Source organism: Streptomyces sp. NPDC056883 (genome assembly GCF_042788835.1).
Lineage (GTDB): Bacteria > Actinomycetota > Actinomycetes > Streptomycetales > Streptomycetaceae > Streptomyces > Streptomyces stoeckheimensis.
In genome coordinates this window covers 1-25661 of record NZ_JBHUBS010000001.1, presented here as the reverse complement: position 1 = coordinate 25661, position 25661 = coordinate 1, and the positions used below count along the sequence as shown (strand labels likewise).

Annotated in this window: 26 protein-coding genes and 1 pseudogene; 13 read left to right on the top strand and 14 right to left on the bottom strand. The window is 71.1% G+C overall.

The genetic code is table 11. The features are described from left to right. Positions 1 to 672: 672 nt before the first annotated feature. The 3 genes from ACFRU2_RS00135 to ACFRU2_RS00125 all read left to right on the top strand — a co-directional run bounded on the left by ACFRU2_RS00135 (position 673) and on the right by ACFRU2_RS00125 (position 2855). On the top strand, positions 673 to 1470 hold the full coding sequence (locus ACFRU2_RS00135; RefSeq protein ID WP_382966304.1) for a SigB/SigF/SigG family RNA polymerase sigma factor: 798 nt from the start codon (positions 673 to 675) through the stop codon (positions 1468 to 1470). A 230-nt stretch (positions 1471 to 1700) separates the two neighbouring features. Then, positions 1701 to 2132: an ATP-binding protein gene (locus ACFRU2_RS00130; RefSeq protein ID WP_382966303.1), complete on the top strand. Its 432-nt coding sequence runs from the start codon at positions 1701 to 1703 to the stop codon at positions 2130 to 2132. A gap of 252 nt (positions 2133 to 2384) precedes the next feature. Next, a complete protein-coding gene (locus ACFRU2_RS00125; RefSeq protein ID WP_382966302.1) occupies positions 2385 to 2855 on the top strand; it encodes a Dps family protein in 471 nt (156 codons plus the stop codon). 819 nt (positions 2856 to 3674) lie between these two features. On the opposite strand, the gene ACFRU2_RS00120 is transcribed toward ACFRU2_RS00125, so the two are convergent. From ACFRU2_RS00120 to ACFRU2_RS00105, 4 genes and pseudogenes are all read right to left on the bottom strand, one after another. Further along, positions 3675 to 4061: a hypothetical protein gene (locus tag ACFRU2_RS00120; protein ID WP_382966301.1), complete on the bottom strand. Its 387-nt coding sequence runs from the start codon at positions 4059 to 4061 to the stop codon at positions 3675 to 3677. A 309-nt stretch (positions 4062 to 4370) separates the two neighbouring features. Then, a pseudogene (locus ACFRU2_RS00115) lies at positions 4371 to 4809 on the bottom strand (AI-2E family transporter); the annotation flags it as partial. Positions 4810 to 4922: 113 nt separating this feature from the next. After that, positions 4923 to 5006 carry a hypothetical protein gene (locus ACFRU2_RS00110; RefSeq protein ID WP_382967775.1) on the bottom strand — a complete coding sequence of 28 codons (84 nt, stop codon included), beginning with the start codon at positions 5004 to 5006 and terminating at the stop codon, positions 4923 to 4925. Positions 5007 to 5596: 590 nt separating this feature from the next. Next, positions 5597 to 6562: a pirin family protein gene (locus ACFRU2_RS00105; protein WP_382966300.1), complete on the bottom strand. Its 966-nt coding sequence runs from the start codon at positions 6560 to 6562 to the stop codon at positions 5597 to 5599. A 124-nt stretch (positions 6563 to 6686) separates the two neighbouring features. Between ACFRU2_RS00105 and ACFRU2_RS00100 the strand changes: the two genes are divergently transcribed. The 6 genes from ACFRU2_RS00100 (at position 6687) to ACFRU2_RS00075 (ending at position 11075) form a co-directional block, all read left to right on the top strand. Beyond that, positions 6687 to 7055, top strand: a complete 369-nt coding sequence (locus ACFRU2_RS00100; protein WP_382966299.1) for a tetratricopeptide repeat protein — start codon at positions 6687 to 6689, stop codon at positions 7053 to 7055. 173 nt (positions 7056 to 7228) lie between these two features. Continuing rightward, on the top strand, positions 7229 to 8434 hold the full coding sequence (locus tag ACFRU2_RS00095) for a methyltransferase (protein ID WP_382966298.1): 1206 nt from the start codon (positions 7229 to 7231) through the stop codon (positions 8432 to 8434). Between the two features lie 67 nt (positions 8435 to 8501). Next, positions 8502 to 9266: a MerR family transcriptional regulator gene (locus ACFRU2_RS00090; protein WP_250752597.1), complete on the top strand. Its 765-nt coding sequence runs from the start codon at positions 8502 to 8504 to the stop codon at positions 9264 to 9266. A gap of 119 nt (positions 9267 to 9385) precedes the next feature. Next, positions 9386 to 10018: a DUF6230 family protein gene (locus ACFRU2_RS00085; RefSeq protein ID WP_382966297.1), complete on the top strand. Its 633-nt coding sequence runs from the start codon at positions 9386 to 9388 to the stop codon at positions 10016 to 10018. Next, positions 10009 to 10422 (top strand): DUF6114 domain-containing protein, encoded by a 414-nt coding sequence (locus ACFRU2_RS00080; RefSeq protein ID WP_351370828.1) that lies wholly within the window; start codon positions 10009 to 10011, stop codon positions 10420 to 10422. The genes ACFRU2_RS00085 and ACFRU2_RS00080 overlap by 10 nt, the downstream gene beginning before the upstream one ends. Beyond that, positions 10419 to 11075, top strand: coding sequence for a hypothetical protein (locus tag ACFRU2_RS00075; RefSeq protein ID WP_382966296.1), 657 nt, complete (start codon positions 10419 to 10421; stop codon positions 11073 to 11075). The genes ACFRU2_RS00080 and ACFRU2_RS00075 overlap by 4 nt, the downstream gene beginning before the upstream one ends. A gap of 71 nt (positions 11076 to 11146) precedes the next feature. On the opposite strand, the gene ACFRU2_RS00070 is transcribed toward ACFRU2_RS00075, so the two are convergent. Next, positions 11147 to 13927 carry a penicillin acylase family protein gene (locus tag ACFRU2_RS00070; RefSeq protein ID WP_382966295.1) on the bottom strand — a complete coding sequence of 927 codons (2781 nt, stop codon included), beginning with the start codon at positions 13925 to 13927 and terminating at the stop codon, positions 11147 to 11149. A 143-nt stretch (positions 13928 to 14070) separates the two neighbouring features. On the opposite strand from ACFRU2_RS00070, the gene ACFRU2_RS00065 reads away from it, so the two are divergent. Further along, a complete protein-coding gene (locus tag ACFRU2_RS00065; protein WP_382966294.1) occupies positions 14071 to 14370 on the top strand; it encodes a DUF2087 domain-containing protein in 300 nt (99 codons plus the stop codon). Here the strand turns inward: ACFRU2_RS00065 and ACFRU2_RS00060 are convergent. Continuing rightward, on the bottom strand, positions 14343 to 15107 hold the full coding sequence (locus ACFRU2_RS00060) for a phosphodiesterase (protein ID WP_382966293.1): 765 nt from the start codon (positions 15105 to 15107) through the stop codon (positions 14343 to 14345). The genes ACFRU2_RS00065 and ACFRU2_RS00060 overlap by 28 nt on opposite strands. A 99-nt stretch (positions 15108 to 15206) precedes the next feature. Between ACFRU2_RS00060 and ACFRU2_RS00055 the strand changes: the two genes are divergently transcribed. Both ACFRU2_RS00055 and ACFRU2_RS00050 read left to right on the top strand, forming a co-directional pair. Next, a complete protein-coding gene (locus ACFRU2_RS00055) occupies positions 15207 to 15782 on the top strand; it encodes a TetR/AcrR family transcriptional regulator (RefSeq protein WP_382966292.1) in 576 nt (191 codons plus the stop codon). Positions 15783 to 15868: 86 nt separating this feature from the next. Further along, the gene (locus ACFRU2_RS00050; protein WP_382966291.1) at positions 15869 to 16657 is read left to right on the top strand and encodes an oxidoreductase; all 789 of its coding nucleotides are present in this window, start codon (positions 15869 to 15871) and stop codon (positions 16655 to 16657) included. A 36-nt stretch (positions 16658 to 16693) separates the two neighbouring features. Here ACFRU2_RS00050 and ACFRU2_RS00045 read toward each other — a convergent pair whose 3' ends face one another. The 5 genes from ACFRU2_RS00045 to ACFRU2_RS00025 are packed head-to-tail and all read right to left on the bottom strand — an operon-like array spanning position 16694 to position 22021. Then, positions 16694 to 17434 carry a nucleoside phosphorylase gene (locus ACFRU2_RS00045; RefSeq protein WP_382966290.1) on the bottom strand — a complete coding sequence of 247 codons (741 nt, stop codon included), beginning with the start codon at positions 17432 to 17434 and terminating at the stop codon, positions 16694 to 16696. Beyond that, the gene (locus ACFRU2_RS00040; RefSeq protein WP_382966289.1) at positions 17431 to 18297 is read right to left on the bottom strand and encodes an ABC transporter permease; all 867 of its coding nucleotides are present in this window, start codon (positions 18295 to 18297) and stop codon (positions 17431 to 17433) included. Before ACFRU2_RS00040 ends, ACFRU2_RS00045 begins: the two co-directional genes overlap by 4 nt. Then, the gene (locus tag ACFRU2_RS00035) at positions 18297 to 19487 is read right to left on the bottom strand and encodes an ABC transporter permease (protein WP_382966288.1); all 1191 of its coding nucleotides are present in this window, start codon (positions 19485 to 19487) and stop codon (positions 18297 to 18299) included. Before ACFRU2_RS00035 ends, ACFRU2_RS00040 begins: the two co-directional genes overlap by 1 nt. A gap of 1 nt (position 19488) precedes the next feature. Beyond that, positions 19489 to 20988: an ABC transporter ATP-binding protein gene (locus tag ACFRU2_RS00030; protein ID WP_382966287.1), complete on the bottom strand. Its 1500-nt coding sequence runs from the start codon at positions 20986 to 20988 to the stop codon at positions 19489 to 19491. Next, a complete protein-coding gene (locus ACFRU2_RS00025; protein ID WP_382966286.1) occupies positions 20969 to 22021 on the bottom strand; it encodes a BMP family ABC transporter substrate-binding protein in 1053 nt (350 codons plus the stop codon). Before ACFRU2_RS00025 ends, ACFRU2_RS00030 begins: the two co-directional genes overlap by 20 nt. 450 nt (positions 22022 to 22471) lie before the next feature. Between ACFRU2_RS00025 and mtnA the strand changes: the two genes are divergently transcribed. Continuing rightward, complete coding sequence (gene mtnA / locus ACFRU2_RS00020) at positions 22472 to 23503, top strand: S-methyl-5-thioribose-1-phosphate isomerase (protein ID WP_382966285.1); 1032 nt, start codon at positions 22472 to 22474, stop codon at positions 23501 to 23503. Between the two features lie 75 nt (positions 23504 to 23578). On the opposite strand, the gene mtnB is transcribed toward mtnA, so the two are convergent. Genes mtnB through ACFRU2_RS00005 form a run of 3 tightly spaced genes read right to left on the bottom strand, consistent with a single transcriptional unit; the run spans position 23579 to position 25499 of the window. Beyond that, a complete protein-coding gene (gene mtnB / locus ACFRU2_RS00015) occupies positions 23579 to 24178 on the bottom strand; it encodes a methylthioribulose 1-phosphate dehydratase (protein ID WP_382966284.1) in 600 nt (199 codons plus the stop codon). Further along, on the bottom strand, positions 24175 to 24915 hold the full coding sequence (gene mtnC, locus ACFRU2_RS00010; protein WP_382966283.1) for an acireductone synthase: 741 nt from the start codon (positions 24913 to 24915) through the stop codon (positions 24175 to 24177). Before mtnC ends, mtnB begins: the two co-directional genes overlap by 4 nt. Next, on the bottom strand, positions 24912 to 25499 hold the full coding sequence (locus ACFRU2_RS00005) for an acireductone dioxygenase (protein ID WP_382966282.1): 588 nt from the start codon (positions 25497 to 25499) through the stop codon (positions 24912 to 24914). Before ACFRU2_RS00005 ends, mtnC begins: the two co-directional genes overlap by 4 nt. Between the last annotated feature and the right edge of the window lie 162 nt (positions 25500 to 25661).

Genomic DNA, 25661 nt, shown 5'->3' with positions numbered 1-25661 from the left:
ATGGCCGCACTCCGAGTACGCCGCCATGCCTCAGGCCCCGTAACCGTCTGCACCTCCGCCTCCCGGCGCCGATCGCGCCCTGACCGACCGAGCGGTTCCGGAGTGCCCGCCTCGATCCGGCCCCGACGCGGGGGCACCCCTACGGGCGTCATCGGCGCGCACGAGCCTGCGTACGAGGTGATCGCGTCTCATGCCACGAGCCCCGGCGACCTGTCCGCGCTCCTCGACATGCTCGGCCTACGGCTCGGCCGGCCGTACGAGAACCGCGCCCGGCCCGAAGACGACCGAGGCCGCCCCGGGCCACCGTGACGGACATCGGTCACCCCGGGACACCCGCGCAAGGCCTGCAGCGTCACCGTGGAGCTTTCCGCCTCCACGCCGTCGACGACGCGGAGCGTGTCCAAGGCTGCGCGTCCCCTCCCCGGGAGTCAGCAGGCCGTCCGGATCCGCACCGAAAAAATCTGCATGATGTGAGTGTACGAATCGAGAACGAGGGCAGGCGGGCCCGGAAACCCGTCAGTCAATTGGGAGGGAGCGGCCGCCATGCCCCGCTCGGCCACCGTAGAACCTGCTCGTGCGACCGACACCCAAGCGCCCGCGTGTGACCGGCCAAGCACCCCGATAGCACCCGCACCGGACCTGGAACCGCTCCGGGTGGAGAACCCCCGTGAGATGGCGCCCACCGACGCACGTGAGCTTTCGCGGCACTTCTTCCGGCGGCTGCAGAGCCTGGAGGAAGGGACCCGCGAGTACCAGTACGCGCGCAACACCTTGATCGAAATGAACCTCTCGCTCGTCCAGTTCGCCGCGCGGCGCTTTCGCAATCGCGTGCAGGGCGGCGGTCTCGACATGGACGACATCATCCAGGTGGGCACGATCGGCCTGATCAAGGCCATCGACCGGTACGACCTGGAGCGGGAGGTCGAATTCTCGACGCTCGCCATCCCCTTCATCATTGGGGAGATCAAGCGCTACTTCCGCGACAGCACCTGGTCGGTGCACGTTCCGCGCCGCCTGCAGGAACTGCGGGTGGAGCTGGCCAAGGCGCAGGAGGCCCTCACCGACGTCCTCGGCCGGGCGCCGACGGTCAAGGAGATCGCCGGGCACCTCGAGCTGTCCGAGGAGGAGGTCATCGACGGGCTAGTGGCCGCGAACGGCTACACGAGCGGCTCGCTCGACATGGGGAGCGCGGACGACGAAGCCCAGTCTTCCCCGAACCGGAGTTCCCGGCCGCTGGCGGAGCGGGTCGGCGGCGTCGATCCGGCAATGGAACTCTTCGAGGACTTTCACACGCTCGCCCCGCTGCTGGATCAGTTGGACGAGCGCGACCGCCACATCCTTCAAATGCGCTTCGGCCAGGAGAAGACCCAGGCCGAGATCGGAGTGGCGTTGGGCATCTCGCAGATGCAAGTCTCCCGCCTCTTGTCCCGAACCCTGGTCCGGCTCCGCGCAGGCATGCTCTCGGTGTAGGCGCCCCGCCACCTTCCGACGGTACGGGCACCCGGCACCCGGCACCCGTGGACCAGGGTCTTCTGCACTGCCACGACCGTGCTCGGCACACTCCATGGCCCGGCCCCGTTCGGACGCGCGCGGTACGCCGGCCACCACAGTGCACGCGTGCAATGCAGGGGACGCCGGCCATGGGCGATCACGGGGACGGAGCCACAGTGCAGACCAAGACGTCAGAGGTGGGCGATCCAGTGAGTGCCGGCCCTTCCGTCAAGGGACAGCGCCGTCGGCTCGCGCTGGCGGGCGTTGCCGGGGCCGTGTCCAAGGGCCGCGATTTCACGCGCCGCGCTCTGAGCGACTGGGGCTGGGCCGGAACCGAGACGTCCGAGGACACCCTGCTCCTGGTCTCCGAGCTGCTGACGAACGCGTCGCTGCACGGAGGCGGCTGCCGGGAACTCGTCCTCACGGCCGGGGACTCCCTTCACATCGAGGTCCGCGATGGCACCACGACCCTGCCCACCCGCCGGCAGGCTCCGCGACACGGCATCCCTGGCGGCCACGGGCTCTACGTAGTCGATCGTCTGGCCGACCGGTGGGGCGCCCAACTGCTCGAGCACGGCAAGGCCGTCTGGGCCGAGATCGACGCCTCCCGGCTGGTGTCCGGCAAAACCTCGGAGCACTGACCGAACCGAGCCCGCGGTCGGTGCGATATGCCTCCGCATGACGGCTCCGGGCGAGGAATCGTCGGCACGACTGGCGGAGCGGAAAGCGCGGTGGGGCGATCCCGGGAACCGGACATCGACCCGGCCCTCAGACACCGGTCCAGCGGCCTTAAGGCCCTACCCAGATGGCCTAACGGACAGGTTCACCCAAAGATCACCGGGTAGATGGCAGTGAGTTCGAATCCATCTACGCCGAGGAACGGAGACACAGCCGTGTCCGTAGTCAAGAACGCCCTCCCGGAATCTGACCTCAAGATCGTCGGCGATGCGCTACAGGGGGCCCTCGTGGACCTGGTCGACCTGTCGCTCGTCGCGAAGCAGGTCCACTGGAACGTGGTCGGCCCCCGCTTCCGTTCCGTGCACCTCCAGCTCGACGAGGTCGTCACCGCGGCACGCACCCACTCTGATGTCGTCGCCGAGCGCGCCGCGGCCCTCGGGATCACCCCTGACGGCCGGGCCTCCACAGTGGCGTCGGCCAGTGCGATCACCGGCGTACCGGAGGGCTGGGTCAGGGACGTGGATGCCGTACGCATCCTCGTCGACGCCCTCAGCACCGTGATCACGCGGATGCGGGAGCGCATCGCGGCCACCGACCAGCCCGACCCGGTGACCCAGGACCTCCTGATCGCCCTGACCGGCGAGTTGGAGAAGCATCATTGGATGTTCGCCGCCGAAGCGGCCTGAGCAGGTCAGGGCCCTGCTGATGCTCTGACCTGCGGATGAGTGCATTTTGCTACGTGCCGTAGCGCGTGACAGTTCCGTGAACGTACGGAATTTCACCGGAATCCGGTGGCCAGCCGGAAGGAATCCGGAACGCTCCCCCGGCCTGGAACATCAGCTCACGATGTTCGCCGCCGAAGCGGCCTGACGAGCAGGCCCGATCCGGTCGAGCGCCGGCCGCCACACCGACCCGAGTGGTTGTCGTAGTGCGCCCGTCCCGGGCACCTCGCCCGGAGCGGGCGCCCGGCGGCCCGTAGGCGTGGCAGGCGTGTTCACGTGAGGCAGGAACGTCGATGGCTGTCAGGGGCAGTGACCTGACGGCCCCGCGCATGAACTTCGCGGTTCGAAGCACGACGGGGCTGTCGAGACCGGCGAGATGATGCCGTTCGCAGGACCCCGCTTCGTCCTCACCGTGCGGCAGGGACCCGTCGACCCCTGTTTCGAGGCCGCACGACGGCTCGGCGCCGGCCCGGACATGCTCCGCTTGGGGCCCTGGGCCGTTCTACCCACCGTGCTGGACGTTGCCGTCGACGCCTACGGTGACGCCGCCGGCTGCGTGCGCACCGCGCGCAACCGACTGGAGGACCAGGTCTTCTCCTCGTCCCGCGTCGACCACACCGGCCGCGTCGGGACTGCTCCACCGCGCCTTCCACCGCAACGGCCGGCTGTGACAGCCAGCCGATTGCCGCCGCCTCCCGGTCCGTACGTGAGCGCTGTGCCGATCTGATGGGTCAGAGGCAGGGTGCTTGCGCTGCGCCGCCATCGGCCGCGCAGCGCAAGCGGTCAAAGGGCCGGTTGCTCCTGGGCTTCCGGTGTCCGCAGATGGCTGCACCGGCTGTCGCCGTCGAGGATGCGCGAGCGGCGCAGGAGGTCGCGGGTGCCGCGCAGGTTCATGGTGCTGTGCCAGACCAGGCCGGGATGGCGGGCTTGTAGGTGGGACACGGCCCGGGTGTCCAAGCCGGTACCGAGGAAGAAGGCGTCGATGTCGACGGCGGTGATCACCGCTTCGGCACACGGGCGGCACATCCTGTAGTGGACCTCGCCGACTACCTTGCGGACGTGGACGAGGAGCAGGGCCTCATCCCCGGTTCCGGTGTCGCCGGGGATGTGCGAGGAGAGCAGGTCGATGTGCTGGTACGCGAGGATCCGGCGGCGCAGCCGCCGGAGCATCCCTCCCCCGGCCGAGTGCCGGCCCGCTCCTGCCGGGGGCCCCTCGGCTTCCGGAGTCGTACGGAACAAGGTGCTCGTGGGACGCGCATGATGTCCGTGCATGCCACTCGGGTACCCTCGCGCCCCTCGCCCATGCCCGTGTGATCACCCTCGGGTTGGGCGGGTCGATCGTCGTCGCGCTGGCCGCGACCTTCACGGGTACTGGCTGGCCGAGCTCCTCCACGGCTGTCATGCACGCCTGGGCAAGGCAAAGGGCAAGGAGCGGGCTGCCATCGCGTTCTTTGGCATCCGGGGCATCGGTTCGTTCTTCTACCTCGCGTACACCTTGGGCGCGGCGGAATTCGCCGCTTCCGCGAGTGAGTTGTGGGCGGTAGTGACCTTCACCGTGCTGCTGTTGGTATTCCTGCACGGCATCGCAGCCACACCCGTCACCATCCGGTCGACCGCTCTGCCGCGGACGGACCAGAAGAACAAGGGAGCGCGGAACGCCTCACCCCGCGTGATGGGGCCCGGATTCGTAGTGGTGACCGCGACGAGGGGTACGGCGATCACCGCGCCGGCGACGCCGGCCGCCGGCCGCGACGGAGAGGGTGACCGCCAGCGGGTGGACGCGGACGGCGCGGCTGAGGATGAACGGCTGGAGGACGCGTCCTTCGAGCTGTTGCACCGCCAGGACCATGAGGAGCACGGCCAGTGCGGTGACCGGCCCGCAGGTCACGAGCGCGACGAGGACGGCGACAACCCCCGAGGTACGCGACTCCGGGCTGCTGCGCGATGCGCTCGCTGCTGCTGAGACCATGGAGTCGGGCGCGGCCATGGAGTGCGCCGCGCGCCGGGGGACGCCCCCGCGGTCGGCGAAGGTCAAGCGGTGGATGGCAAAGCCGACCGCTCGGCTTCCTCGGTACGGAGCCGGCGCCTCTCACGCTCGGTGAGACCGCCCCAGATACCGAACGGCTCGGCGACTTTCAGCGCGAGCCCAGTTCACGGCAAGCGGCCCCCTCCTGCCACAACCAGTGGTGTTCGGCTCGACCGGGCAGACGCGACACGTTTCCCACCTCGAAACCTCCATCGGATGCGCACCGCATTCGGATTCGCAATCCCTTCCCGTCCGGCCCGTCCGACGGAGCTCAAACAGCGAGCCGGGAGTGCGGTGCAACATGCCTGTACACACGGCCAGTTGCTCTCCAGATGGTCGCGTCCCGCCGAGGACGCTCGAGCGCCGTGCCGGTGCCGGAGGGTAGGGACCGTGGGCAGACCGTGCAGCCGACGGGCCCGCGACCAAGCCCCTCCATGCAATCGCCCTCGGCCCGGAGAGCCGCCCGAGCGCCCCCTCCGAACATCTAACTACTCGTCAGTGAAGTCAGCAAAAGGTCAGCATCCGTTCGACCACACCTCGCCACACCCTGACGGACACGGGACTCGGCTCCTAGATCAAGATGCCCATTCAGAGCCGGCATCGACTCTGAAGAAGCCTCTGGAAGCGGAACGAAATGGCAGCCACCGCGTCCCGGCCGCCTTGGAAGCATGTACGCAGTTCAGCGCACCCGTCCCCTAGGCTTCAACCGAGTTGGGGGCAGTTCCGGAGCTGGAATCGGAGCGCCGTCGTAGCCCTTGACCTCGCCGTAGCGGGTGCCCTCCATCCAGTCCTGGCGGAACTGGTGGATCTCCTCGCTGGTGCGCCCGATCCAGTTCCAGAACATCACGATCTCCTCCTCGAACGGCTCGCCGCCCAGCAGCATCAGGCCGGCGTCCGAGACCGCGCGCAGGGGGAGGTCCGTGCGGCCGCAGCCGAGGTAGAGCATGGCGCCCGGGAGGACGGGTACGCCGTCTACGTGGGCTTCGCCCGACATCGACAGGACCGCGTACTCGAAGTCCGGGTTCAGCGGGAGCCTGGTCTCCGTGCCCGCCGCCAGGGCCAGGTCCGCGCCGACGATCGGGCTGTACGCGGTTCCGGGCGAGGTCGCCGTGTCCAGGGTGCCCAGGATGACCGTCGCCGTCAGGCCGGGGGCGCTGACCTGCGGGAGGTCCACGTGGTGCTGGAAGTGCGGGTCCACGTCGCGGTGCGCGTCCGGGAGGGCCACCCACAGCTGCGCACCGTGCAGGAAGCGGGCGTGCGGGCGCGGGCTCTCCTCCGAGTGGCTGATGCCCCGGCCGGAGGTCATCAGGCCGAGCTCGCGCGGGCGGATCGTCTCCAGGCTGCCGACGCTGTCGCGGTGCAGCACTTCGCCCTCGTGGAGCCAGCTGACGGTCTGCAGCCCCGAGTGCGGGTGGGGCGCGATCTGCATGCCGGGCTCGTCGGCGATGTCGTCGGGGCCGTAGTGGTCGACGAAGCACCAGGCGCCGACCATGCGACGGCCCAGGTTCGGCAGGAGTCGGCGGACCTCATGGGTTTCACCGAGCTTGACGGTGCGCGGGCTCAGGAGCTCGCGCACGGGCTCGGCGACGACGAAGCCGCGGCCGCCGCAGGTGGAGAGAGCGGGCTGGCGATCGAGATTGCTCATACCGCACAACTTAGTCCCGGCGCAGCCGCCGCGGTCAGGGGAATGTGCGTACGGATCCCCGTGTTGCAGCAGCCGGACGGAACGACGCGAAGGAAAGAAAGAAAGACGGAGGGCAGAGGGCGCGATGGACGTGATGGGCGCGATCGACGCACAGCAGGGCTACCTGGAGCACGGGACCGCCGCCGAGCGCTGGGACCGCGGCCGGCTCTTCTTCGAGGCGAAGGAGTACGCGAACGCCGCCCGCGTCCTGCACGGCGTGGCGGCCGAGGCTCCCGAGCTGTTGGCGCCGCGGCTGCTGCTGGCCCGCGCCTACTACCACTCCGCCCAGCTCTCCAAGGCCGAGCACGAGCTCCGCGCCATCCTGGACCGCTGGCCCGTGGAGGACTACGCGCAGCTGATGCTCGGGCGGACCCTGGAGCGCCGGGGCAGGGCCGCCGAGGCGGCTCCGTACCTGCGGATCGCCGCCGCGATGGCCGGGGACCCTCCGGAGTAGCGGTCCGGAGTAGCGGTACCGGGCGGTGCCGGCGCAGTGCCGGCACCGCCCGTGGCGGTACGGGATCCGGGTGCCCGGGCCGGGTCTGCGGTGCGGCCGGGTGCCGCGCCGCCCACTCTCCCGGCCCCGCCCGTGCGGGACCGGGGCGGTCCCTCGGTTAGCCTGGGGGCAATATGAACCGTCTGACCACGCCCTTCGGCTCCTACGAGCTCGCCCGCTTCCCCGAGGACCCGCGCGACCGGCTCTTCGCATGGGACGCCGCCGACGAGTACCTGCTCCGCCACCTCGAATCCGGTACGGGTGAACGCGGCCCGGTGGATCTGGCCGGCGCCGGGCAGATCACCGTGATCGGGGACCGCTGGGGGGCACTGACGACGGCGCTGGCCGCGCACCACCCCACCCAGATCACCGACTCCAGCCTGACCCGCTCCGCCACCATGGCGAATCTGGACCGCAACGGGATCGGCACCGCCAAGGGCACCGTGACCCTGCTGACCACCCAGGACGCGCCGCCGGAGCGGATCGACGTGCTGCTGGTGCGGGTGCCCAAGAGCCTGGCGCTGCTGGAGGACCAGCTGTACCGGGTGGCCCCGCACGTGCACGCCGGCACCGTGGTCGTCGGCACCGGCATGGTGAAGGAGATCCACACCTCCACGCTGCGGCTCTTCGAGAAGATCCTGGGACCGACGAAGACCTCCCTGGCCGAGAAGAAGGCCCGCCTGATCTTCTGCACGCCGGGCAACCCGGGTGCGACCCGTCCGGCGACCCCCGGACCCTGGCCGCTGACCTACGTCGTGGACAAGGACGGCGGCTCGGGCGCGGGACTGACCGTCGTCAACCACGCGGGCATCTTCTGCGCGGACCGCCTCGACATCGGCACCCGCTTCTTCCTCCAGAGCATCCCGACCAATACGGACGGGGCCCGGGTCGTCGACCTGGGCTGCGGCAACGGGGTCGTGGGCACGGCGGTCGCGGTGGCCGACCCGCGCGCGGAGGTCATCTTCACCGACGAGTCGTACCAGGCGATCGCCTCGGCCAAGGCGACGTTCCGTGCCAACGTCACCCACGAGCGGGAGCGGGCGGACTTCCTCGTCGGCGACGGGGTGGCCATGCTGGATCCCGGCTCCGTGGACCTGATCCTCTGCAATCCGCCCTTCCACTCGCACCAGGCGACGACCGACGCGACGGCGCTGCGCATGTTCGCCCAGTCGCGCAAGGCGCTGCGGCCGGGCGGCGAGCTGTGGGTGGTGGCCAACCGCCACATGGGGTACCACACCCACCTCCGGCGCCTCTTCGGCAACAGCGAAGTCGCCGCGAGCGAGCCGAAGTTCGTGGTCCTGCGGGCGGTCAAGCGGCGCGAGCAGTCCCACGGCGCGTGACCTGACCGTACGTACGTCCTGCGCTAACCCGCCGGTAGGCCCGTCGCCGCGTCCTACACTCGGCCGCGTGAGCAGTCAGGTGGATCAAGACGCGGCCGTCGGCGGGCACTACCGCCGGGACGAGGTGGCCCGCGCGGCCGGGGTCAAGGTGCGCAACCTGCGCTACTACCAGGAGCGCGGGCTCCTCCCGCCGCCGCGCCGGGAGGGGCGGATCGCCTGGTACTCCGACGACCACCTCACCCGACTGCGCCTGATCAACGACCTGTTGGGGCGCGGCTACACCGTCAACGGCATTGCCGAGCTGCTGGCGGCCTGGGAGCAGGGCGGCGGGCTGTCCCAACTGCTGGGCCTGGAGCGGGAGATGACCCGCGACTGGGAGCAGGAGGACTCGGTCGTCATGTCCCGGGCGGAGCTGCGGGAGCTGTTCGGCCCGACGGCCTCCCCCGAGGACACCCGGCGGGCGGCCGAGTTGGGGTACGTGACGATCGACGGGGACCTGGTCACGCACCGCAGCCGGCGCCTGCTGGAGGCGACGGTCACGCTGGTGCGGGCGGGGGTTCCGCTCGCGGAGGTGCTGGACGCGGGGGAGTTCGTACAGACGCAGGCGGCCGCGGTCGCGGACCGGTTCGTCGCGCTGTTCAGTACGCACGTGATCGGCACGGACGGGTTGGAGCAGCTTTCGGCCACGCGCCTGCAGCACATCACCGAGGCGGTGGCGGCGCTGCGTCCGCTGGCGGGCGAGGTCGTGGCCACCGAGTTCGCCCGGGCGATGGCCCGGCGGGTGGACGCCGAGGTCGCCGGGCTGCTGCGCACGGAGTCTCCCGGGGCGTAACCGACGAGTAGGACTCGGCCTGAAAGGTACGCCCGAGCAACCTTGCCAACCCCCATTGGCACTCTTACATTCAACTCGTCGGTAACAACGGTGCGCAGCCGAACATAAGGGACGATCTCATGGCAGATTCCCCGCAGTTACCCGAGTCACCTGATTCACCCGAGGGCCGCGTCCGCTGGCGCCGGTTCGCCGTACTGACCCTCCCCGCCGTGGCCGTGACCGCCGGCCTCGGCATCGCCCTGGCGCAGGGTGCGCTGGCCGCCTCCTTCGCCGTCTCGGGCCAGCAGTTCAAGGTGTCGGCGAAGAGCCTGGAGGGCGAGGGCTTCGCCCAGTACGGCAGCGTCGACGTCAACGCCCGCGAGGAGCTCATCCCGGTGGCCGTCACCGCCATCAGGGAGGCCAAGCTCCACAGCCTCTGCCAGTCCGTGGTGACCACCCTCCCGATCATCGGGGACATCTCGCTCAACCTCACCGCCGGACAGAAGGCCCCCGTCGAGGCGAGCAACCTCTTCGTGGACGCCACCCAGCTCTCCGGCGACGCGGTCTTCACCAACATCGAGATCGGCCGCGACGCCTCCACCCTCGACAAGGGGCCTGCGGACGCGGTGGGCATGCAGGACCTGTTCGCCCAGCAGGCCGACACCGTCAGCATCACCGATCTGCACCAGACGGCCTGGGCCACCAATGCGGGCACCTTCAAGCTCTCCGGGCTGAACATGAACATCAGCAAGGGCAAGAAGGAATGCTTCTGAGCCGCTGGCGGCGCTGGCGGCGGGGCCGGCCCTTCTGGGGCGGGCTGTGCGCCATCCTCGCCGGGGCCGAGATCTGTGCCCTGCCGCTCGCGCCCTTGAAGATCATGCTCCAGCAGGGGGTCGCGGGGATCCCGTCCGTCCTGATGGGCATCGTCATGATCGTGCTCGGCCTCACCGCCTGGTTCTCCCCGCCCCAGCGCGCCCTGGCCGGCGTCCTCACCACCCTCATCGCCACGGCCGCGCTGGTCCTGTCGAACCTCGGCGGGTTCCTGATCGGCACCCTGCTCGGCATCCTCGGCGGCGGCCTGATGTTCGCCTGGCAGCCGTACGCCGCTGCGCGCCCCGGCGCGTCCCCCACGTCCGCTCCCCCACAGCACCACGATCCCCAAGGAGCACAGCCATGAGTCGTACGCGCACCACCACGCTCGCCCTCGCCGCGGCCGCCGCGGCCGGAGCCATGTCCCTCGCCCCGGTCTCCGCCACCGCCACGCCCTTACCCCTGGCCGGGTCGACGACCGTCACTCCGGCCGGGCACGCCTTCAAGGCCACCCTCAGCGGGAAGGCCACCCTCAAAGCCGGTTCGGTAACGGTCACTTGTACCGTCTCGGTGTCCACGGGCACCGTGCCGGCCGCCCCCGGCAACACCAACCCGGCGGGCCCCGTCTCCTCGCCGATCTCACCGCCCACGTACAGCTCCTGCACCTCCAGCGTGTGGGGCGTGACCCCCACGGTCACCACCAGCGGCGCCTGGTCGGTGTCGATGCAGAACGGCTCCCCCATCACCGCCACCATGACCGTGCCCACGGGCGGGCTGGTCGTGCACACCACCGGTCTGGCGGTCTGTACCGTCACCGCGGCCCCCTCCGGCCCCGCGAACGTCGCCGGGACCTGGACGAACGGCGCCCCGCCGAGCCTGACCTTCACCAACGCCTCGGTGCCCGTCACCGTCACCGGCGGCTTCGGCTGCCCGACGAGCGCGACCGCGTCCATCTTCAACGCCGTGTACAAGGTGACCGACACCACGAACCCCGCGCAGCAGATCACCGTCGGCCCCTGACATCCCGTACGCGAGGAGGCCCGCCGGTCCCGGAACGCTCCGGGGCCGGCGGGCCTTCGTGTACAGGGGCCTCAGCGGTGGGCGGGGAACTCGACCACCTGCTGATAGGTAGGCCGGTTCTGCCAGTTGATCTGCGGGTGGGACAGCCCGCCCACCGGACGCTGCACGATCGCGTCCGCGCACCACTGGTTGCCGGCGGCGCAGGTCCCGTCCGCCGGGTACACGGCGGCGGGGGTGGCGGCCGCCGCCTGCCTGAGCGTGGCCGTCATCGCGTCCCGGCACGCGGGCAGCGAACCGCTCCCGCAGTAGGCCCGGGCCAGGGGTCCGGACACCGGGCGGCCGAGCAGTGTGCGCAGGTCCTTGTCCACGTAGCTCCACCAGCCGTACTGGAAGGCCGAGCCGGCGTGCGAACCGGTGGGTCCGTGGCCCGCGTTGGGTGCCTCGTCGACGGTGAGGGAGGCCCGCAGGGCGTCGTAGAGCGGTGCCCCGAGACCGGGCTTGAACTCGGCCTCGACGAGCAGCGGCCACCAGGCGTCCATGATCCGGACGGCGTCCGCGTGCCCGTACGTCCTGGAACCGGGCGCGGTCTCCTTGCGTTCGGTGCCCGCGGCCTGCCACGCGGCGAGTTTGTCGATCGCGGCCGCGACGGCCGGATCGGTGACGGGTGCGCTGCGCAGTACGGCCAGCAGTTCGGGCAGCAGGTTCTCGGCGCGCAGGTCGGTGACCGCCGCGTCGGCCATGGCCTGGATGAGCGCGGCCCGGGTCACGCCGCCCGCCGCGACGAGCGGTTTGACGCGCTGGTCGAGGAGGTCGCCGCGGTGGACGGAGCCCATTCCGAAGCCGGCGGCGCCGTACCCCTTGGCCTGCTTGTTGTTCCAACTGATGTAGTAGTCCTGGCCGATGGACTGCGGATGTTCGGCGGGCGGGGTGTAGTCCGCCGTGTTGGCGGCCGGGTCGAAGCCCTGCCACTCGTACTGCTGCTTGCCCTGGAGGGGCAGCGCCGCGTCGACCCCTGCCGGACGGATCGGGTTCGACCCGCTGTTGTAGTACGCCGCTTCGCGCGAGTCGGCGTAGAACCAGTTGAAGGCGTAGCCGATGTGCCGGGCCGCCTCCTGGAAGGTGCGGGCGTCCTTCACGTAGGAGGGGTCGTTGAACATCTGGAAGCCGATGATCGAGTCGGCTTCGTGACGGTACGTGGAGCGCAGTGCGGTGTAGGCCACGGGCTTGCCCGCGATGGTCGCGCGGTGCGTGACGATGCCGTAGTTCGTGCGCCACACCTGCATCCGGTAGGAGCCGCCCGGGGTGGGGTCGGCGACGGACGACTTCCAGGTGTTGGTGTGTTCCAGCTTCTCCATGGGCGTGCAGGTGCCGCGGTAGAGGTACGAGCTGCTCGTCCTGGTGGGGGCGCCGCCGCCGGGCTCGCACAGTTCGACGGCGAAGGTGTCGGTGATGTCCTGGCCGGCCGAGGTGGCGCTCCAGGCGTAGTCCTGGCCGCGGCCGAGCTGTACGTACATGCTGACGCCGGCGAAGGAGGCGCCGCGCGCACTGATGCCCGGGCCCTGGAGCTCCTGGAGCATGAGGAGTTGGGGCGCGAGGTAGCCGGTCTGCGGGCCGAAGACGGCGACCGGGTGGCCGCTCGCGGTCTTCGCGCCGGAGACGAGCAGGGCGTTGGACATGCTCTGCTTCATCAGCTTGGGCGGGGCAGCCGCGGCGGCGGTGGCGGCCGAGCCCGTACGGTCGTACACGAGCTGCTCGGCGGTGACCGAACCGGCGTCGGGCAGGGCGGCGCCCTGAGGGACGGCGGGCTTCTGCGCGTAGGGGAAGCTCGTGCCGTCGTGGACGGTGAGCACGGCTTCCGGGTCCTCGCGCTCGCGGAAGGACTCCCAGACGCGGGTTCCCTCCTCCAGGCCGTACGTCTGCTGCGCGGACAACAGCGAGAGCGCGGCCTGCACTTCACCGCCTCCGCCGCCGCCGAACAGGCCGCCCACGACGGAGGCGAGGGCGATCAGGTCGGTGAGCTTGAAGGGCTTGATCTCACCGGCGTTGGTGATCGAGTTGATGTGCCCGGTCAGCACGTACTCGCCGGGGAAGTAGCGGCCGTTCTTGGACTGCACGCGGTAGGCGTTGATGCCGTCGATGTACGCCTGGGCGTCCTCCATTGCGAGCCTTCCGCGCTCGCCCTCCGTGGTCCGGATCCGGTCCACCTGGGCCTGGAGGTCCGCCTCGGAGTACGGGGCCTGCGGCCAGAACTGCTGCTCCAGACCCTGGTTGGCGAGGGCGCCGCCCGCGAAGGGGGTGAGGTCGCCCCGGCCGACGTGCCGGAAGAGGTCCATCTGCCAGAGCCTGTCCTGGGCGGCCGCGTAGCCGGCGCCGAAGGAGGTCCCGTAGCGGGTGGTGCCCTTGATGTGCGGGACGCCGCTCTTCTTGTCCCGGGTGATGGTGACGTCGGAGCGCGGGCTCGTGGTGGACTCGACCTGGTCGGCCGGGACGCCGAAGGAGGCGTCGTTGAAGAACTCGTTGACCTTGGCGTCGGTCAGGCCGGGATAGCCGGCCACCAGCGAGTCGTAGCGCGCCAGTTGGTCGGAGGTGTGGGCGGGCAGCGTGCCGAACGCCTTGTGTGCGAGGATCTGGGCGAGGGTGGCGTTGCCGCTCTGGCCGGGTGGCAGGATGTCCGCGCACTGCCGTCCGCAGTAGTCGGCGGGGTCGGCGTAGGCGGCGATCGGCGGCGGCGGAGCGCCGGCTGCCGAGGCCGCCGAGGCGGCCGGGGTCAGCAGGGCCGCTCCGAGGGCGATGAGTGCGGTGGCGACGGCAGTTCTCGTGCGCGTGGTCGTGCGCGTGGCGGGGCGTCGCATGCGTGCTCCTCCGTGGGGGGCAGGAACCGGTCACGGGGAGGGTACTGGCAGGTGCTACCCCTCAGTAAGATGAACGACCGTCACTTTTGCCCTGCGGGAAAATCCGTTGCCGCGGGGCGGCCGGCCGGGTGAAGCTCCATGGCATGTCACAAAGCACCGTGGAAACCGGCACGCGCACCCGACGCGGCGTCACCGACCTCTTCACCGCCGGCGGCCGCCTCGCGGCCATCCCGCGCAAGGCGGCCCGCCGCGAGCAGCTGCTCGCCCACCTCACCGAGACCCTCTTCGCGGCGGACCGCGCGTACACGGAGCCCGAGGTGAACGAGCTGCTGCTCACCGTCCACGAGGACTGCGCGGCGCTGCGGCGGTACCTGGTCATCGCCGGGCACCTCACCCGCACCCGCGACGGTTCCGGCTACCGGCGGGCCACGACCACCCTGTAGTGGGTCGTCAGCCGGCCGTCCTCGCCGATCACGTGGAAGGCCACGGCCGGCGGTTCGTCCGTGTGGATGTACTCGTTGTCCCCGGACGCCGCCTCCCACGGGAGCCTCGTCGTGGACACCACGCCCGGGGCAACGAGCAGCGGCCGCCCGGCGAAGGTGGTCGCCGCGCCGGTGTGGGCGTGCCCGCACAGGAACGCCTTCAGATGCGGGTGCCGTTCGGCCACCGCCGCCAGCCGCTCCTCGCCGAACTGCCGGATGCCGTCCACGTACGGGATGTGCAGCGGGACGGGCGGGTGGTGGAAGGCGACCAGGACGGGCACCTCGCGCGGGGTGTCGGTGAGCACCCCGTCCAGCCAGGCGATCGTCGAGTCCTCCAGGTACCCGCGGTGTTCGCCGGGTACGGAGGAATCGCACACCGCGAGGACGAACCCGTCGCCGCGCAGCACCTGGTCGACCGGGGCCGCGGACGGGCGCCCCTCCCCCAGCAGGCCGCGCCGGAAGGCGGGGCGGTCGTCGTGGTTCCCGGGACAGACCACCAGCGGATGGCGGGAGCCGAGGGCCTTGCGCGCCTCCTCGTACTCCTCCGGGCGGGCGTGATCGGCGATGTCCCCGCTCACCAGCACCGCGTCGAGCTCGTACGGGAGCCCCTCCAGGTACTCCATGACGACACGGGTCCGTTCGGCGGCCCGGTCCCCGCCATCGAGGTGGACGTCGCTGAGGTGGGCTATCACGATCACGGGCGCTGGCTCCTTCGGTCCGGAAGCTGGGATTGTATGCCCGCGGCACGAAGGCCCCGAGTTCTTGACCCATAGGTCAAGAATCGATAGCGTGAGGCCATGGGCAGGCCTAAGAACTTCGAACCGGACGCGGTCATCGCACAGGCGATGGAGGCGTTCTGGACCAACGGGTACGCCGGCACCTCCCCCGCCGACCTCGCCGAGGCCACCGGGGTGGCCAAGGGCAGCCTGTACCACGCCTTCGGATCCAAGCGCGAGCTGTTCGGCAAGGCCCTCGAGCTCTACGGCCGCACCGGCTCCGAGATGACGGAGGAGTTCCTCGCCCGGCCGAGCACGACCAAGGAATGCATCCGCGGCTACCTCACCCTCCTCGTGGACACGGACCTGGGCGGCCCGGTCAGGCGCGGCTGCTTCGGCGCCAACACCGCGCTGGAACTCGGCGGACGGGACGAGGAGGCCACCCTTGCCGTTCACCGCATGGGGCAGCGCACCATCCAGCTCCTCACCGACCGGATCGAGCAGGGCCGCCGCGACGGAGACGTCGCCCCCGAGGTCGACGCCCGGGCGCAGGCGCAGTTCCTCCTGAACACCATCGTGGGGCTGCGCGTCATGGCCAAGACCTTCGACGGGCCGACGCTGCACGGGGTCATCGACACCGCCCTGGCAGGCCTCTGACCTGCAACGCCCCTGAGGGGGCATTTTTTGCGCCCTAGTTTTTGACCTGTAGTTCAAGAAAACGCACAGCCGAAGAAAGTGGAGTCATGGACCTCGGAATCAGCGGAAAGACCGCCCTCGTCACCGGCGCCGGCCGCGGCATCGGCCTCGCCATCACCCAGGCGCTGTCCGCGGAGGGCGTCAGGGTGGTGGGCGCCGCACGGACCATCACACCCGAGCTGGAGAAGGCCGCCGCCGCCACCGTGTCCGTCGACCTGAGCACCCGCGAAGGAGCGACGAGGGTGGCCCGGGAAGCGATCGACGCGGTCGGCGGGATCGACTTCCTGGTCAACAACGTCGGCGCGGGCGATCCGGACGGGCTGTCCCTGGGCGGCTTCCTCGACGTGGACGACGAGCAGTGGCAAGCCATCTTCGACCTCAACCTGTTCAGCGCGGTCCGCACGACCCGGGCGGCGCTGCCGAGCATCCTGGAACGCAAGGGGGCGATCGTCAACATCTCGTCGATCAACGCCCGTGTGCCCGCCGGTTCACCGGTCGGCTACGCCGAGGCCAAGGCGGCACTGAACCAACTCGGCAAGCGGCTCAGCGAGGAACTGGCACCGCGCGGCGTACGCGTCAACACGGTCTCTCCCGGCTTCGTCGCGAGCCCGCTGTGGACCGACCCGAACGGTTTCGGCGGCAAGGTGGCCGACGCCTACGGCGTCAGCCACAGCGACCTGCTCGCGAGCATCCCCGCGCAGTTCGGCCTCGCGTCGGGACGCGTCACCACCCCCGAGGAGGTCGCCGACCTGGTCGTCTTCCTCCTGTCCGAACGCGCCGCCAACATCCACGGCGCCGACCACGTCATCGACGGCGGCACCCTCAAGGCCGGTTGACGGACGCCCCGTTGGCCCTGCGGAGCTCTCGACGGCTTACGTCGCCAGCAGCCGCAGGGCGTCCAGGGCCACGACGCTTCCCCTCGCGACCCCGTCCGCGACCACCTGGCGGTGCGGGTCGTAGCCGCCGGTCGTCTCCTCGTCCACGAGGTCGTCGGCGTTCGCCCCGTCCACCACCAGGACGCCGCCCGCGGTCAGCCCGCGCAGCGAAGCCGTCACCAGCAGCGCGGAGAGCTCCATCTCGATCGCGGCGACACCGGCCTTCTCGTACGCGGTGAAGGGGATGAGGCCGGGCTGGAAGGCGGCGCGCGTCCAGACGATCCCCCGGTGGTGGGGGACGCCCGCCTCGCGCGCCGCGCGCTCCAGCGCCAGTACCGCCTCGGGCGCGGACACCGCGGGATACTCCGGCGGCAGGAGCTGCGGGGTCACCCCGTCGTCGCGTACCGCAGCCTCGGCGATCACCAGGTCGCCGTCGGCGATCCCGGGACGGATCGCCCCGGCCGTGCCGAATCGGATGAGGGTGCGCACGCCCGCGTCGGCCAGCTCCTGGAAGAGCAGGATCGCCCCGGGTGCGCCGACCCCGTGCGAGGCGACGACCACCGGGAGACCGCGCCAACTCCCGGTGAAGACACGGTATTCGCGGTGATGGGACGCCTGCACGGCGTCTTCCAGCAGGCTCGCGACGGCTTCGGCCCGCGCCGGGTCGCCGACGACGAGCGCGGAGGCCGGCAGGCCGGTGCGCGGGATGCGGGTGAGGGGCAGCAGGTCCTGCGTCATACGACAACTCCAGTGGTACGGGCGGCACGGCGGCGGCCCGCCGTGGTCAGGAAGAGAGCGGCGAGCGTGACGGCGTACGGCGCGGCGTCCGTGGCCTGCTGCGGGAGGCCGAGGCCCTGCAGGCGGAAGCCGACCGCTTCGGCGACGGCGAACAGCAAGGCCGCGAGCAGTACGCCTATGGGTGCGGCACGGCCGAGCATGACCGCGACCACGGCGATCCAGCCGCGGCCGGCGGTCATGTTCTCGGAGAACAAAGTGACGTTTCCGAGCGCTAGTTGGGCCCCCGCCAGACCGCAGAGCGTACCGGCGGCCAGGACGGCGCCGTAGCGGTACTTCACGGGGTTCACCCCCAGCGCCGCAGCGGCTTCGGGCGCTTCGCCGACTCCGCGCAGCCGCAGGCCCAGCACGTGGCGGGAGAGCGTGAAGGCGGTGAGCCCGACGGCGGCCCAGGAGAGGTAGGCGAGCGGCGACTGCCCGCCGATCAGCGGGAGTCCGGCCAGGGCGGGGTCGTCGAAGGTGCCCCGCACCCCGAAGACCGTACGCAGCAGGAAGCCGGTGAGCCCGAGGGCGAGGAGGTTCATGGCCACGCCCAGCACCACCGCGTCGCCGCGCAGTGTCACCGCACCCACGGCCAGGATCAGGGAGTACGCGGCCGCGGCGAGCGCCGCGGCGAGCACTCCGAGCCACGGACTGCCGGTGAACCAGCTCGTGGTGACCGCACTGAAGCAGCCGATCAGCATCATGCCCTCGAGACCGATGTTGAAGACACCGGCCCGCTCACAGATCGCCCCGCCCAGCGCGGCGAGCAGGATCGGGGTGAGTGCGCGCATCACCGAGAGGAAGAGGTCGGATTCGAGGGACATCAGGCGACCTTCACGTTCTTGTTCTCGTTCTCGATCTCGGCGTTGCTGCCGTTCTCGGCGTTGCGGTCGTTCTCGGAGTCGGTGGCGTTCTCGGAGTCGATGTCGGCACCCTCCGTACGCCGGCCGGTCCGCCGGGTCATCCGTGGCCTGGAGGCGAGCAGGACGATGACCAGGGCCTGCAGCACCTGCGTCAGCTCGCGCGGCACCTCGGTGGCCCGCTCCATGCTCAGGCCGCCGACCTGCAGGACCGTGAAGAAGAGCGCCGCGAGCACGGTGCCGAGCGGGGCGGCGTCGGCGAGCAGCGCCGCCGTCAGCCCGGTCCACGTGTAGCCGGGGGCGGTCAGCGCGCCGTCGAGGAAGCGGTGCGGGAAGCTCAGCGTCCCGATCGCTCCCACCAGGCCCGCGATGGCGCCCGAGGTACCCATCAGGCGCAGGGTCAGCCGCGGCCGGTCCACGCCCGCGTAGGCCGCGAACCGTGGACCCAGACCGGTCATCCGGACCTCGTACCCGGCGCTGGTGCGCGCATCCACGAAGAAGTGGACGGCTGCCGCCGCGAGCACGAGGAGCAGGCCGGCGGTGACCGTGGTCGATCCGAGCGCCGGCAGCGCCACCCCCTCGGGCAGTCTCCGTGTCTGCGGCAGGCTGGAGCCGGGCTCCTTCAGCGGATAGCGCGCCATATAGGAGGCGAAGGAGACCGCCGGGTAGGACAGCAGCAGGCTGCTCACCAGCAGCGGTACCCCGAGGCGGGTCTCGCACACGGCGGCGAGCACGGCGTACGCGGCTCCGGCCGCCATCCCGGCGAGCAGGGACACGGCGACGGTGAGCGGCGCGGGCAGGGGTGCGTAGAGGCCGGTGACCGTGGCGGCCAGACCGCCGAGCACCAGCTGACCGTCGCCGCCCAGGTTGATCAGTCCGGCACGGAGCGGCACGGACAGGGCGAGGGCCATCCCCAGGACGCTGGTGCCGGTGGTCAGCGTGGCGCCGATCCCGTCGGGTCCGAGGGAGCCGCTCAGAACGGCCCCGTACGCGGTGAACGGGTCCGCCCCGGTGGCTGCCAGGAGCAGCACTCCGATGAGGAGGGTGCCGGCCACGGAGATCAGGACGGGCGAGCGCAGTGCGGACGTGAGGGCGGTGCGGGTGGTCCGGCCAGTGCGGGTGCTGAGGGCGGTGCGGGTGGGCAAGGTGCTCATGTCAGGCCTCCGCTCCGGCCAGGGCCAGGCCCAGGGTGTGTTCGTCGGCCTCGTCCCGGGTGTAGGAGGCCGAGATCCGGCCCTCGTACATCACCAGGATCCGGTCCGCCAGGCCACGGACCTCGCTGAGTTCCGCCGAGACCAGGAGGACCGCGTGTCCTTCGTCCCGGTAGGCGATCAGCTGATCGTGGATCTGCTGGATCGCGCCGATGTCCACGCCGCGCGTGGGTTGCTCCACGAGCAACAGCGGTGCTCCGTGCGCGAGTTCCCTGCCCACCAGCAGTTTCTGCAGGTTGCCGCCGGACAGCTGGCCCGCCGCGGCCGCGGGTGAGGGGGCCTTGATCCCGTAGCGTTCGATCAGCGCACGGGCATGCGCGCGCAGGGCCGCCGGACGCAGCAGTCCCCTCCGGGTGGCGAGCGACCGCCGGTGGTGGCCCATCGCCAGGTTCTCCGCGATGGAGGCGGCGGGCGCGGTGCCCACGGCCGCCCGGTCCTCCGGTACGTAGGCGAGGCCGGCCGCCCGGCGTGCGGACACAGACGCGTGGGTGATGTCCTGCCCGGCGAGCTCCACGCGGCCGGCGTCGACGGGGCGCAGCCCGGCGAGGGCCTCGATCAGCTCGCTCTGGCCGTTGCCCGCGACGCCGGCGATGCCGACGATCTCACCGGCCCGTACGGTCAGGTCCACTCCGCGGACCCCCGAGACGGACAGGACGACCTCGCCGGGAGTCCCCGGTGGACGGACGCGGTCCAGCTCCACCCGGCGCCCGGTCATCGCCTCGGCGATCTCGGCCGCCGTGGTGTCGGCGGTACGCAGACGGGCGGTGACGCGGCCGTCGCGCAGCACGGTGACGTTGTCGCTGCCCTCCAGCACCTCGTTCAGCTTGTGCGTGACGATGATCACCGAATGCCCTTGGGCGGCAAGCGACTTGAGGACGGCGAACAGCCGGTCGGCCTCGTCCGGCGTGAGGACGGCCGTCGGCTCGTCGAGGATCAGGACCCGGGCCCCGCGGTGCAGCAGCTTGAGGATCTCCACCCGCTGCCGCACTCCGACGGGCAGGTTGCCGACCCGGGCGTCGGGGTCGACCGGCAGCCCGTGCTCCTCGGCGAGTTCGCGGACCCGCCGGCGTGCGGCCGCGCGGTCGAGGAGGCCGAGCCTGCGGGGCTCGGCCCGGAAGACGACGTTCTCGGCGACGGTCAGGGAGTCGAAGAGCCGGAAGCTCTGGTGGACCATGCCGAGTCCGGCGGCGATCGCGTCGGCCGGGTCGGAGAAGTCCACCTCGCTCCCGTGGATGCGGATCGTGCCCGCGTCCGGTCGCTCCATCCCGTAGAGGATCGACATCAGCGTGGACTTTCCGGCGCCGTTCTCCCCCATGAGGGCGTGGATCTCGCCGCGCCGCACCCGGAGGTCGACCGCGTCGTTCGCGAGCGTGCCGGTGAACCGCTTGGTGATTCCGGTGAGTTCGACGACCGTGTCGGCAGGGCTACTTGGCGGCGGGGTCATCGACCTTCAGCTCCCCGGAGACGATCTGGTCGCGCAGCTGCTTCACCTGGTCCAGGACCGGGGCGTGCTGGGCTATGACGCACTGGGACTCCGCGACGCCCGGCTCCAGGCCGGTCAGGCTGATGCCGCCCTCCTTGAGTCCGTAGGAGACGATCTGGCCGCCCTTGCCGCCGAGCACCTGCCCGATGCCCTTCTCCACGGCGACGTCGGTCTTCTTGATCACGTTGTCGACGACGGTGCCGGGCGCCGCGGCGCACTGGTTGACGTCCACCCCGTACGCGAAGGCGCCCTTGGCCTTCGCCGCCTCGAAGACGCCGTAGTTGCCCGCGGCAGCGGCGGCCATCAGCTGGTCGGTCCCGGCCGAGATCAGCGAGCTCGCCTGCTCCTTGGCGCGGGCCGAGTCGTTGAAGGGGGACTGGCCGCCGACGAAGCGGGTGGTCGCCTCGGCGGCGGGCGCGGTCTTCTTCGCCCCGGCGGCGAACGGGTCGCTGTACCGCCGGAACTGGGGCGTGTCGAGCACGTCCACCGCCCCGACCTTGCCGCTCTTGCTGAGCAGTCCGGCCTCGGCGCCGGCGAGGTACACCCCCTCGTGCTCGCGGAAGACGGCGCAATCGACGTTCGGGAAGGTCTGCTTGGTGCAGGCGTCGACCACCAGGAACCGCTGCTGCGGATGGGCCTCGGCCTGCTGGGCGACCAGGTCGGCGAACTCGAAGCCGACCAGGACGATCACCTGCGGCTTCGCGTCCACCGCGGCCTGGACGTTCTGCTGCCGGGAGGCCACGTCGGTGGATTCGTACACCTTGGAGCTGCCCGAGTGCGCCGTGGCCGCCTTCTTCAGGCCGTCCACGGAGAGCTTGAGGAACTCGTTCTGTCCCACCGCGTCCGGGGTGACGAGCGTGAACGCCGGGCCGCCGGCGCTCTTGCCGGCCTCCTCCTTCTTCGCCGCGGCGGCGTTGCAGCCGGTGGCGAGCAGGGCCCCTCCCGCCACGGTGGCAGCGAGTCGAAGGGCGCGGGTACGAGATCTCCGGGACATGGAGGTGACCTTCCAAAACGGTACGGACGTACGGGGGTACGGAGGTACGGACGTACGGGGATACGGGATACGGGGATGCGGGTGCATCGGCACGGGGTGCGCGAGGCGGGCGGCGGTCGCTCGAATGTGAACGGCGCGCGACATCGATGAAATCGATGTGAAATCAGACGGGTCGAGAAAGGGCCCGTCCGGGGTCAGGCGTCAGCGAAGGAGCGCTCAGCCGCGACAGGCGTCGCTGGCGCACCGGCCGTAGTCGAGGTAGCGGCGCAACGTCAACAGCATGTGCGCTCCCCTCTCGGACTACCACCGTGCAACAGATCGTTGAGGCCAGGAGCGTAACACCGGTGCGCGGGAGACCGGTCCGCCGTCTCGAACTCTGGTTCCCACGGCTCCTGTACGGTGACGCGCACCCCTCCCCCTTCCTCCCCCAAGCCTTTGGAGTGCTCTGCCATGACCCGGGAACTGCGTGCCGTCGAGTGGGCCGGAGACGCCCTCGCGCTGATCGACCAGACCGCTCTGCCGCACCGCAAGGAGGTGCTGCGCGTCGCCGACGTGGACGCCCTGGTGGACGCGATCCGGCGCCTCGTGGTGCGCGGAGCCCCCGCGATCGGCGCGGCCGGAGCCTACGGCGTGGCCATCGCGCTGCTGCAGGGCGAGCGCGAAGGCTGGGACCGTACGCGGATACGCGCCGAGGTCGCCCGGATCCGGGAGGCCCGGCCGACCGCGGTCAACCTGGCCGTGTCCGTGGACCGGGTGCTGGCGAAGCTGGACGAGGGCGTGACCGCCGTCCTGGCCGAGGCCGTGGCCGTGCAGCGCGAGGACGTGGAGGCCAACCACGCCTTGGGCGCGCACGGCGCGGACTGGCTGCAGAAGCGGCTCGACGTGGACCGCCCGCTGCGCATCCTGACGCATTGCAACACCGGCGCGCTCGCCACGGCCGGCTGGGGCACGGCGCTCGGCGTGATCCGTGAACTACACGCCCGCGGACGGCTGGAGACGGTGTACGCCGACGAAACGCGGCCGCTGCTCCAGGGATCGCGGCTGACCGCCTGGGAGCTGGCCGAGGAGGGCATCGCGCACTACGTCCAGGCCGACGGCGCGGCAGCCGGAACCATCCTGCGGGGAGAGGTGGACGCCGCGGTGGTGGGCGCCGACCGGATCGCCGCGAACGGCGACACCGCGAACAAGGTGGGCACGGTGGGCATCGCCCTGGCGTGCGCTCACGCGGGCATCCCGTTCATCGTGGCGGCGCCCACCACGACGGTGGACCTGGCGACCGCGAGCGGCGAGGACATCACCATCGAACTGCGCGGCGAGGACGAGGTGTTGGAGTGGGGAGGCATCCGCACCGCACCGGCCGGCTCCCGCGGCCACAACCCGGCCTTCGACGTGACCCCGGGCACTCTGGTGACGGCCCTGGTCACCGAGCGCGGCGTACTGGAGGTCTCGGCGGGCGAGCTCCCCTCGGATCACCTGGCCTGACACGGCACGACCTCGAGGGCGCTCCCCGCGCGGGGAGCGCCCTGGGACCTGGCGCTGCGGACTCCTCGTGACCTGTCAGACCGTCGCCAACTCCAGTTCCAGGAGCCATTCCACGATCTCGGTGTGGTGGCGGGCCTGTCGGGGCGAGTCGCCCCACGCGTACAGCCCGTGCCCCGCCACGACCACCGCCGGCATCCGGGGGTCGCGGGCCGCCTCCAGGCGGTCTCCGAGCACCCGCATGTCCTGGCTGTTGGCGATCACGGGCAGGACGACCTCCTCGCCTTCCGCCGGGTGGCCCAGGCCCTTGAGCATCTCCAGGTCCTTCAGGACGATGCCGCCCGGCTGCCTGCGCCCCATGAGCACCGAGGCGACGGTGTGCACGTGCACGACGGCGTTCGCCCCCGTGAGGCGGGCCACGCGTGCGTGCAGCTCCGCTTCGGCGGAGGGCCTGCCACCGCTCACCGCCGCACCCTGTTCGTCCACCAACACCACGTCCTGGGATGCCAGTTCACCCTTGTCGTGACCACTGGCCGTGACGGCGAGCCGGAACGGCTCGCGAGTGAGGAGCACCGAGAGGTTGCCGGAGGTGCCGCGCATCCAGCCGAAGGAGGCGAAGCGGGCCGCCTCCGCCGCGAGTACCGTCCCCGCCTGTTCCAGGTCGGTCACCGTCGTCATGCTCCGCTCCCCACTCCACCGATGTCCTCGAAGGTCCGGGCCTCGATGTGACCTTCCAGACCCTGCTCGTAGTACGGCTCCCCCGGCCGCCGCACACCCACCGCCCGCCATCCCGCCGCCCGGGCGGCGTCCAGCTCGCCCACACGGTCGGAGAGGAACAGCAGCCGGTCCGGGGAGATCCCGGTGTCCGCGGCGATCGCCCGGAAGGACCCGGCCTCCTGCTTGGGGCCCGCGTTCTCCGTGTCGTACCAGCCGCTGACGAGGTCGCGCAGATCTCCCTCCGCGCTGTGCCCGAACCACGCCCGCTGCGCGGCGACCGATCCGGACGAGTACACGTACAGGGCGGTGCCCGCCGCGTGCCAGCGTCGCAGCGCGGGCACCACGTCCGCGTAGAAGTGCGAGACGAGCTCACCCCGCGCGAACCCCTCGGCCCACAGCACGCCCTGAAGGGTTTTCAGCGGGGTCACCTTGCGGTCCTCGTCCAGCCAGGTGTTGAGCGCCCGTACGATCCGTGCCGGGTCCGCGTCCGGCTCGCCCAGCTCCGTCCGTACCCGGGCGAGGGCCTGGGCCACCTCCGGTTCTGCGGACCGCTCGGCGATCAGGTCCGCGAACCGCTCCCGGGCGTAGGGGTAGAGCACGTCGACGACGAAGCCGGTGGCGCTCGTGGTTCCCTCGATGTCCAGGACGACCGCGTCCACGAAGCCCACGGCGTCCACGGCGTCCACGGCACGGCTCACGCCGCGCCCCCCGCCGTGATCGTGTCGAAGTCGGGGAAGCGCCGGGCGATTCGGCTGCCGGTGAAGGTGCCGATCCAGCCGTCCTCCTCGTGGAAGAAGCGGATCGCGGTGAAGGCCGGCCTGGTGCCCATGTCGAACCAGTGCGTGGTCCCCTTCGGCACACCGAGCAGGTCGCCCCGCTCGCACAGCACCGCGTGGACCTCGCCGGCCACGTGCAGGTAGAAGATGCCCGAACCGGCGACGAAGAAGCGCACCTCGTCGTCGTCATCGTGCGTGTGTTCCTCGAGGAACTTCTCCCGCGCGGCCTTCGCCTTCTCGGCGAAGCCGGGGTCGTCGTCATCGGGGTGCAGGGCGACCACGTCGACGGTGGCGAAACCCTCCTCCCCGGTCAGCCGGTCTATCTCGGCCCGGTAGGCCGCGAAGACGGCGTCGCTGTCGGCGTCCGCCGGAATGTCGTCGCGCACCGGCCACTGTTCGTAGCGGACCCCGAGCGGCGCCAGTGCGGCGGTGATCTCGGCGGGGTCGGCGGTGCGGCGCACGACGGTCTCGGGGCCGCTCTCCGGCCAGGTCGTCAGCAGCGTCACGGAATGCTCCAGGGTGGAAGGGGCGGGGTGAGGGGGTGCGGGCCCCTGGGCCGTCTCTTTCGGATCTTGCCGGTCAGGCCCGCGTCGTCCGGTGCCGTGCCTCGCCGCGCTGCCGGGTCTCCCGCGTACTGGACGTACTCGGGTGACCCGGCAGTGCGGCGA

Coding starts and splice junctions, on each gene's coding strand:
- ACFRU2_RS00135 (WP_382966304.1), top strand. CDS start 673: ATGGCGCCCACCGACGCACGTGAGCTTTCGCGGCACTTCTTCCGGCGG.
- ACFRU2_RS00120 (WP_382966301.1), bottom strand. CDS start 4,061: ATGCTCCGGCGGCTGCGCCGCCGGATCCTCGCGTACCAGCACATCGAC.
- ACFRU2_RS00105 (WP_382966300.1), bottom strand. CDS start 6,562: ATGAGCAATCTCGATCGCCAGCCCGCTCTCTCCACCTGCGGCGGCCGC.
- ACFRU2_RS00100 (WP_382966299.1), top strand. CDS start 6,687: ATGGACGTGATGGGCGCGATCGACGCACAGCAGGGCTACCTGGAGCAC.
- ACFRU2_RS00095 (WP_382966298.1), top strand. CDS start 7,229: ATGAACCGTCTGACCACGCCCTTCGGCTCCTACGAGCTCGCCCGCTTC.
- ACFRU2_RS00085 (WP_382966297.1), top strand. CDS start 9,386: ATGGCAGATTCCCCGCAGTTACCCGAGTCACCTGATTCACCCGAGGGC.
- ACFRU2_RS00080 (WP_351370828.1), top strand. CDS start 10,009: ATGCTTCTGAGCCGCTGGCGGCGCTGGCGGCGGGGCCGGCCCTTCTGG.
- ACFRU2_RS00075 (WP_382966296.1), top strand. CDS start 10,419: ATGAGTCGTACGCGCACCACCACGCTCGCCCTCGCCGCGGCCGCCGCG.
- ACFRU2_RS00070 (WP_382966295.1), bottom strand. CDS start 13,927: ATGCGACGCCCCGCCACGCGCACGACCACGCGCACGAGAACTGCCGTC.
- ACFRU2_RS00065 (WP_382966294.1), top strand. CDS start 14,071: ATGTCACAAAGCACCGTGGAAACCGGCACGCGCACCCGACGCGGCGTC.
- ACFRU2_RS00055 (WP_382966292.1), top strand. CDS start 15,207: ATGGGCAGGCCTAAGAACTTCGAACCGGACGCGGTCATCGCACAGGCG.
- ACFRU2_RS00050 (WP_382966291.1), top strand. CDS start 15,869: ATGGACCTCGGAATCAGCGGAAAGACCGCCCTCGTCACCGGCGCCGGC.
- ACFRU2_RS00045 (WP_382966290.1), bottom strand. CDS start 17,434: ATGACGCAGGACCTGCTGCCCCTCACCCGCATCCCGCGCACCGGCCTG.
- ACFRU2_RS00040 (WP_382966289.1), bottom strand. CDS start 18,297: ATGTCCCTCGAATCCGACCTCTTCCTCTCGGTGATGCGCGCACTCACC.
- ACFRU2_RS00035 (WP_382966288.1), bottom strand. CDS start 19,487: ATGAGCACCTTGCCCACCCGCACCGCCCTCAGCACCCGCACTGGCCGG.
- ACFRU2_RS00030 (WP_382966287.1), bottom strand. CDS start 20,988: ATGACCCCGCCGCCAAGTAGCCCTGCCGACACGGTCGTCGAACTCACC.
- ACFRU2_RS00025 (WP_382966286.1), bottom strand. CDS start 22,021: ATGTCCCGGAGATCTCGTACCCGCGCCCTTCGACTCGCTGCCACCGTG.
- mtnA (WP_382966285.1), top strand. CDS start 22,472: ATGACCCGGGAACTGCGTGCCGTCGAGTGGGCCGGAGACGCCCTCGCG.
- mtnB (WP_382966284.1), bottom strand. CDS start 24,178: ATGACGACGGTGACCGACCTGGAACAGGCGGGGACGGTACTCGCGGCG.